Below are 7,951 nucleotides of genomic sequence, written 5' to 3' on the forward strand. Positions count from 1 at the left end.
CTGTCGAACTCCGGCCAGGAGGCCGCCGCCCGCACCTTCAACGCGGCGATCCCCGGCATCGTGCAGTCCAAGGCCAACAGCGGCAAGCACGTCCACCTGGTCGACATGCACAGCAAGCTGACCACCGGCGATCTGATCGACGGCATCCACCCCACCGCGAACGGCTACGACAAGATGGCCGCCGCCTGGTACGCGGCGCTCCAGTCGGTCCCCGGCAGCATCGGCCAGTCCGGCGGCGGCACCCCCAGCGCGACGCCGACCTCCTCCGCGAATGCCATCCGGGGGGTGGGGTCGGGCCGCTGCCTGGACGTCACCGGCGTCTCGCAGGTCAACGGCACCCAGGTGCAGATCTGGGACTGCAACGGGCAGAGCAACCAGCAGTGGACGCAGACAAGTGCCGGTGAGCTGCGCGTCTACGGCGGCAAATGCCTCGATGTGAACGGCGGCGGCACCGCCGACGGCACCAGCGTGATCATCTGGGACTGCAACGGCCAGAACAACCAGCAGTGGCGCTTCAACTCCGACGGCACCATCACGGCGGTCGGCGCGAACAAGTGCCTGGACGTCCCCAACTACTCGACCGCCAACGGCGTCAAGCTCCAAATCTGGACCTGCAACGGCCAGAACAACCAGAAGTGGACCCGCGTCTGACGGTGAGGTTCCCGCCGTGGTCGCCTTCGCCGAAGGCGACCACGGCCACGTCCATTACGGAGTCTGCCGGACGGCTCACTCCCAGACCCAACTCGAGGAAATAGCGTGAAACAACGACTCAGAGTGATACTGGCGGCCGTCGCCTTGCCTCTGGTGGTGGCGGGAATGTTCCTCGGGGTCCGGCCCGCCGCGGCGGCGTCGCTGACCCGGGTGACCAATTTCGGCACCAACCCGACGAACCTGAACATGTACCTCTACGTGCCCGACAGGGTCGCGGCACGGCCGGCGCTGCTGGTCCTGGTCCACTACTGCAGCGGATCGGCCAGCGCCATCTTCAACGGCAACGGGCACGACTACGTCACCGCCGCCGACCGCTACGGCTACATCATCGTGGTCCCCGAGGCCACCCGCAGCGGATCATGCTTCGACGTGTCCACCCCCGCCGCGCTCAAGCGCGACGGCGGCAGCGACTCCACCGGCATCATGGCGATGGTCGCCTACACCCGGCAGCGCTACAACGTCGACCCGGCCCGCATCGTGGTCAGCGGCTTCTCCTCCGGCGCGATGATGACCAACGTCCTGGCCGCCGAATACCCCGACGTGTTCTCGGCCGCCTCGGCCTTCTCCGGCGTACCCGCCGGCTGCTTCGCCACCACCAACGGCTCACTGTGGAACAGCCAGTGCTCCGGCGGCCAGCTCATCAAGACCGCACAGCAGTGGGGCGACCAGGCCCGCGCCATGTACCCCGGCTACACCGGCCGCTACCCCCGCATGCAGCTGTGGCACGGCACCACCGACACCACCCTCGCCTACCCGAACTTCGGCGAGGAGATCAAGCAGTGGACCAACCTCAACGGGCTCAGCCAGACCCCCTCCTTCACCGACCACCCGCAGTCGTCGTGGACCCGCACCCGCTACGGCAACACCGGCACCCAGGCCACCGTCGAAGGCATCAGCATCTCCGGCGTCGGCCACCAACTGCCGATGAGCGGCCAGCTCGCCTACGCCATCTCCTTCCTCGGCCTCGACAGCACCACAACGGCGTCCCCCTCACCCACCCCGTCAGCGACCCCATCGCCCACCCCCTCGCCCACACCTTCGCCCAGCCCGTCGCCGAGCAGCACGCCGTCGCCGTCCCCGTCGCCAACCGCAGGTTCGGGCCCCTGCCGGGTCAGCGCCACCGTGAACGCCTGGAACAACGGCCTGACCGAGAACTTCACCATCACCAACACCGGCTCCTCGGCCGTCGACGGCTGGTCGCTGGCCTTCACCCTCCCCAGCGGACAGACCATCACCAACGGATGGAACGCCACCTACTCCCCCACCAGCGGACAGGTCACCGCGAAGAACGTCAGCTACAACGGCTCGCTGGCCCCTGGAGCCTCCACCGATATCGGCTTCCAGGCCACCCACACCGGCAACGCCGCCAAGCCGACCGCGTTCACCCTCAACGGCGTGACCTGCAGTGTGGCGTAGCCCTCTTCGATCACAGAAAGATCACGGAGAGATGCGTCACCATCACAGCGGTCATCGCCCCAGCGGAGGATGTTCGATGGAACCGAGAGACGACCAGGAGCGCTGGTGGCCGATCTGACAGAGGCCCGGGCCGCGGCCGCCGCGCGGATCAACACCGCGGTGGCGCACCCGGCTCGGGTGTACGACTATCTGCTGGGCGGCAAGGACAACTTCGCGGCCGACCGTGAGGCGGCCGAGGAACTGGTCAAGCTGTCTCCCGGCACTCGTGAGGGCGTCCGCGCCCACCGGGCCTTCCTCCGCCGGGCGGTGCGCCACCTCGCCGAGGCGGGTGTCTCGCAGTTCCTCGACATCGGCACCGGCATCCCCACCCAGGGCAATACCCACGAGATCGCGCAGGAGATCGACCCCGGCGCGCGGGTGGTCTACGTGGACAACGACCCGATCGTCCTGGTCCACGGCCGCGCTCTGCTGACCGGCACGGGGATGACCACGGTGATCGAGGCCGACCTCCGGCAGCCGGAGGTGATCTTGTCCCACCCCGAGGTTCTGGCCGTGATCGACTTCACGCGTCCGGTCGCCGTCATCCTGGCCGGCGTCCTGCACTTCGTCACCGACGAGGAGGATCCGTACGGCACGGTGGAGCGCATCAAGGCCGCCGTGCCCGCGGGCAGCCGGCTGCTGCTGTCGCACATCACCCTCGACTTCGCGCCCCGGCTGCGGGAGGAGGACTTCACCAAGCCCTATGACAAGAGCACCGCGCCCATGGTCCCCCGTACGCACGCCGACGTGGTGCGGTTCTTCGAGGGCTGGCACGTGGTCGATCCGGGCGTGGTCGAGGTGGTGAAGTGGCGGCCGGACGACAAGGAGCACCAGGAACACATCCCGGGCGGCGGTCACGCCTGGGCCTACGGCGGAGTCGCGATCAAGCCCTGATCGAAGGACCGGGGCGGCGCCTGCTCCATGAACGATTCGGGAAGCGGTGCGGTCGCGGGTGAAGAGGTTCGTCTAAGAATGCGCGGCCCGGATCCCGGGCCGCGCATTCCTGACTTCTGCGTCGGTTACGGACGTCGGTCGTGGTCGGGTGGATCGGCAGGACTCGTTGCCCGGCCCGCGGACCACCACAATGGTCCGCGGGCGTGGCGACAGGTCGTACCGGTGGGGTCGGAGGTCGCCGCCATGGGCGACCGTGTCATCTCAGTTGCGGCTCCACTGCTGGTTGCCGCCGCCGTTGCAGGACCACACAATGATCTTCGTGCCGTTGGCGGTCCCGGCGCTGTTGGCGTCCAGGCAGAGGCCGGACTGGACACCGGTGACGGTGCCGTCGGCATTGAGGTTCCACTGCTGGTTGGCACCGCCGCCGCAGCTGTTGATGACGGCCGCGGAGCCGTTGCCGGTGCCCGCCTCGAGGCACTTGCTGCCGTACACCTGGAGCTGCTTGCCGGAGGTGTAGGTCCACTGCTGGTTGGCTCCGCCGTTGCAGTCCCACAGCGCGACCTGGGTGCCGTTGGTCTGCGACTGGTTCGGCACGTCCACGCACCGGCCGCTGGCCAGGCCGCGCAGCATGTTGCCGTTGCTGGGACCGCCCTGGCCGGGGGTGATGGACAGGTTGTCGAACTGGGCTGTCTCGGTCGTGCTGGTGCCCACGCCGATCTGGCCGGCGCCCCAGGTGCCGTCGGTGACCGAGCCCACCTGGGTCCCGTCGATGCTCGCGGTGATCGTGCTGCCGGAGAAGCCCAGGGCCAGGGTGTGCCAGCGGCCGGTGCCGAGCGCGGCCACGTTCCCGCTGCGGATCGTGGTCATCGCGTTGTCGACGTTGTTGCGGATGATCTGCCAGGCGCCGCCGTCGGTCACCCGCAGGTAGTAGGCGTTCAGTCCCTCGGGGCCGAAGGAGTGCTGGGCGCCCGCCCGGCCGATGATCTCGGCGTAGCCGCTCTGCTCCAGCATCACGTCCGTGGAGACGGTGTAGTTGCTCCAGCCCAGGTCACCCAGCAGGGCGTACGGGTGGGAGCCGCCGGTCCACAGGATCGGCTGGCGCGGGGCCATCTGGCGCACGCACCGGCCGGAGTGGCCGCCGCCGCAGTTCACGATCTCGAACGAGCCCTGCATGTCCGAGAGGTACTTCGCCTCGCGGCCCACGGCGTAGGAGTCGAAGTCGTCGGAGTACGGCAGGGGCATCGAGCCCCGGGTCGGGCTCGTCGCGGTGCCCTTGCCCTGACCCGTCGTGGTCGTGATCGAGTACACGTACCCCGGCTGCACCGTCAGCGAGAAGGCGCCGTTCGACGGGGTGATGTCAGTGCTGTGCACCATGTAGTCGGCCGAGTTGCCGGAGTTGAGGTTGGTCGCCCACACGTGCACCTGCCCGGTGGACAGCCCGCCGGTCACGTTGAAGTTGAGCGTCTGGGCCGCGGTGGCGTCCATCGTCTCGATGATCGTGCTGTAGTCGGTGTTGTTCGTGGACTTCAGCGAGACGTAGCTGCCGTTGTTGCGGTTGCCGCCGATGTAGCCCGTGGAGGCGTCCAGATACTTCCAGCCGGGCGCGGTGAACTGCGTGGTCTGCGCCATGACCCAGGCGTTCTTGCCGATGGCGTAGTAACCGGACCAGGGCTGCGGCGCGACCGCCACGCCCATCGTGGCGAACGGCAGGTTCGGGGTGATCGCGGCGATGACCGGCCAGTTGATGTAGGCGGTCATCTTCCCGTCGATGTAGTCGCGGTTGATGCCCCTGGCCAGCGCCTTGGCTCCGTCGTTGTAGTCGTCGGAGCCGTTCTCACTGGCCCACAGGACCTTGCCGGAGTTGATCGCGGTGGTGGAACTGGGGCAGTTCGACTGGGCGCCTCGGTAGCCGCACACGTAATGCCCGCCGAACACGTCGACGGCGTTGCGGAAGGCCGTGTTGTTCGCCGCGTCGTCGGCCACGCCGAAGCCCCAGTCATCCGAGGCGATGATCTTCACGTTGCCGAAGCCACGCGAGTCCAGGGCGGTGTTGAGGTTGACGTACCAGTTCAGGTCGCGGCCCTTCTCGTTCCAGCCGCCCAGGTAGTCGATGGTCAGGTTGTGGCTGTTCTTCGCGCAGCCGAGCCAGTCGACCAGGTAGTTGATGGTGTCCTGCGACCAGAAGTTGCCGCCGCCCAGCCAGCCCGGGGCGCCCCAGGCCAGACCGACCAGCTTGATGTTGGGGTTGCGGGCCTTGGCCTGCTCCATCAGCCACCACTCGTAACCCCGGTTGCAGTCGAGGTCGCCGGAGGTGTGCCGATGGCTCGGCTCGGCCCCGTCGGTGGAGTTGGTGTCACCGCCGATCTCGACCTTGAGGATCTGCATCGAGGCGCCGTACCCCGGCTTGAACAGGTAGTCGAGGATCTGGCTGCGCTGCGGCTCGGGGTAGTCGACCAGCAGGCGGCTGTTGCCTCCGCCGCCGCTGATCGCGCCGACACCGTCGAAGGTACGGCCGCCGGAACCACCGTTGATCGTGATCCCGACCGCCGCACGCGCCGGCGACACGGCCACCAGGGACATCGCGACCGACAGGAGCGCGACCACCACACTCATGGCGACGCGCGCCATTCTTTCTCTTCGCCGACTCATGGGGTCCTTTCGATGAGGTAGGGCGAAATGGACATGGCGACAGACCGGCCGAGGGCGGGCGCCGTCAGGGACGCCCACGGCCGGGTGCCGGGGACTTGGGCATCGACGTCGCGTGACGTGCTGCCGCCGTACTGGAGGCGCGCCGCCGCAGGCCCCCGAGCCCTGCGGCAGCGCGTCCTCGTTTCACCGCCGGGTCAGCTGCGCCTGCTCCACTGCTGGTTGGTTCCGCCGTTGCAGGCCCAGAGGATGATCTTCGTGCCGTTGGCGGTGCCGGCATTGTTCGCGTCCAGGCACAGCCCCGACTGCACGCCGGTGATCGTGCCGTTGGAGTTGACGTTCCACTGCTGGTTGGCCTGCCCGTTGCAGTCCCAGATGATCACCTGGGTGCCGTTGCTCGTGCCCTGCCCGTTGGCGTCGAGGCACTTGGTGCCGTACACCTGCAGTTGCTTGCCGGAGGTGTAGGTCCAGCGCTGGTTGTTCTGGCCGTTGCAGTCCCACAGCTGCACCTGGGTGCCGTTGTTCTGCGAGACACCGGTGACGTCCAGGCACCGGCCGGATTGGCCGCCCACGATCTGCTCCCCCTGCTGCGGGGTGCCGCCGCCCGACATGGAATAGCCGACGGAGGTGATGTTGGCCTGGACGGCATCCTCGGTGGCGTCGGACGGGTAGCCGTTGGTGACCGCGCCTTCGAAGAACATCCCCTGGCCGGTGGGGCTGTTGTCGCCGCCGGTGCCGAGCAGGATCGAGCTCTCCAGTCGCATGGGCGAGTAGCCGTTGGGCAGCGGGCCCGAGAAGGTCCTGGTGAGCCCGCCGCTGTTGCCGTTGCCGTACTTGAGGGTGAAGTTGGTGGTGCCGTTGTTCTTCAGCCAGGCGCTGACGAACGGGTAGTGCACCCCGGAGTTGTTCGGATCCTTGTTGGAGCCGGTGTTGGTGTGATACATCCCGTTCTCCAGGTCGGCCTCCACCCACGGGCCGGTCCCGGTGCAGTTGTTGAACCAGCAGGCGGTGCCCCAGTAGATCGCGTTCATGGTGGCGTTGCCGGTGTCGTTGTGGGAGTTCTCACCGCTGCCGTAGTCGAAGCAGCACCACTGGTTCACGTAGTTGGACGAGGTCACCATGTAGATGCCCTCGGGCTTGCTGCCCGTCGGCACGTTCCTGGCGTTGTCGATCCGGTAGCCGGTGCCCTGGGTGCTCTTGATCCCGAACACCTGGTGCCCGCCTGCGGTCACCGGCAGGGCCATGGCGTCCGCCCCGATGTCGGAGCCGTTGGGGCCGGGGCCCTTCCAGAAGCCGCCCCACGAGATCGGCAGGTCGTTGTGGTTGGCGGTCTGGTCGTAGATCTTCGTGATCGTGCAGGAGGTGTTCGCGCAGAACGAGACCTGCGCGGCCCCGTCGGCGTACCCGCCCGCCTCCAGCAGCCCGATGTCGCGGTAGCTGCGGTCGGACGCGCGCTGCACCTGGTAGAGCGGCCCGTTGTAGGACGCGAACAGCGCGCGGGTGGTGCTGTGCGCCGCCGCGCACGGCGTCCCGCCCGTGGCGTAGATGTCACACGGAAGCGACGTGGCGGCCTGCGCCGGCGCCTGCCCGGCGACCGCCCAGGCGAACAGCACGGACAGCGGGACCAGCGCTGCCAGGATGAGGCGGACGAGTCTTCTCCTCGTGTTCACCAGATTCCTCCGATCGGGGGACGCAACGCCGTCGTCCTTAGGCGGCGGTGCAGGTGAGGGACCATGTCGACGGGGTGCCGCCGGCGAGGAAGCCGAACGTCGTGGAGGCGGACGGCTGGAGTGAGCCGTTGTAGGAGGCGTTGGTCACCGACACGGCCGAGCCGGCGGTGCTCAGCGTGCCGTTCCAGACCTGGCTGATGGTCTGGCCGTTGCCCAGGGTCCACTTGACGGTCCAGCCGTTGATGGGCGCGTTGCCGGCTGTCACCGTGATCTCGCCCTGGTAGCCGCCGGACCAGGTGTTGGTGGTGCGGTAGGTCGCGTTGCAGGCGCCGCCGTTCGGCGTGGGCGTGATCGTCGGGCTGGGCGACGGTGACGGCGACGGCGAAGCGGGGGGCGTGGGTGAGGGGGAGGTCGGAGGCGTGGGTGAGGGGCTGGTGGTCGGCCCGTCGCCGGTGAACTGCCACCAGTTCAGGTTGAACAGGTAGCCGCTGCCGCCGGTGAACTTGAGGTACAGGTCGTGGGTGCCGGTCGCGCCGGTGACGGGGCAGGAGACGGTTGTCCAGGTCTGCCAGCCG

6 protein-coding genes are annotated in these 7,951 nt (G+C 68.2%); 3 read left to right on the forward strand and 3 right to left on the reverse strand.

The window, feature by feature from the left end:
- From QSK36_RS42805 to QSK36_RS42815, 3 genes are all read left to right on the forward strand, one after another.
- A partial coding sequence (locus QSK36_RS42805) for a lectin (RefSeq protein WP_285786407.1) occupies positions 1-651 on the forward strand: 651 nt, incomplete at its 5' end.
- 105 nt (positions 652-756) lie between these two features.
- Positions 757-2,127: an extracellular catalytic domain type 1 short-chain-length polyhydroxyalkanoate depolymerase gene (locus tag QSK36_RS42810; protein WP_285786408.1), complete on the forward strand. Its 1,371-nt coding sequence runs from the start codon at positions 757-759 to the stop codon at positions 2,125-2,127.
- A gap of 105 nt (positions 2,128-2,232) precedes the next feature.
- Positions 2,233-3,060: an SAM-dependent methyltransferase gene (locus QSK36_RS42815; RefSeq protein ID WP_285786409.1), complete on the forward strand. Its 828-nt coding sequence runs from the start codon at positions 2,233-2,235 to the stop codon at positions 3,058-3,060.
- Between the two features lie 261 nt (positions 3,061-3,321).
- Here the strand turns inward: QSK36_RS42815 and QSK36_RS42820 are convergent, their stop codons facing one another.
- From QSK36_RS42820 to QSK36_RS42830, 3 genes are all read right to left on the reverse strand, one after another.
- Positions 3,322-5,688, reverse strand: a complete 2,367-nt coding sequence (locus QSK36_RS42820; protein WP_285786410.1) for a ricin-type beta-trefoil lectin domain protein — start codon at positions 5,686-5,688, stop codon at positions 3,322-3,324.
- A 215-nt stretch (positions 5,689-5,903) separates the two neighbouring features.
- On the reverse strand, positions 5,904-7,376 hold the full coding sequence (locus QSK36_RS42825; RefSeq protein WP_285786411.1) for an arabinofuranosidase catalytic domain-containing protein: 1,473 nt from the start codon (positions 7,374-7,376) through the stop codon (positions 5,904-5,906).
- A 37-nt stretch (positions 7,377-7,413) separates the two neighbouring features.
- Positions 7,414-7,951 (reverse strand): cellulose binding domain-containing protein (locus QSK36_RS42830; RefSeq protein ID WP_285786412.1); only part of this gene is annotated, 538 nt, incomplete at its 5' end.

It is taken from the genome of Microbispora sp. NBRC 16548 (assembly GCF_030268985.1).
In the GTDB taxonomy this organism is placed as follows: domain Bacteria; phylum Actinomycetota; class Actinomycetes; order Streptosporangiales; family Streptosporangiaceae; genus Microbispora; species Microbispora catharanthi.

Excerpts from the sequence above, each read along its gene's own strand:
- QSK36_RS42820 (WP_285786410.1), bottom strand. The coding sequence starts at position 5,688 with ATGGCGCGCGTCGCCATGAGTGTGGTGGTCGCGCTCCTGTCGGTCGCG.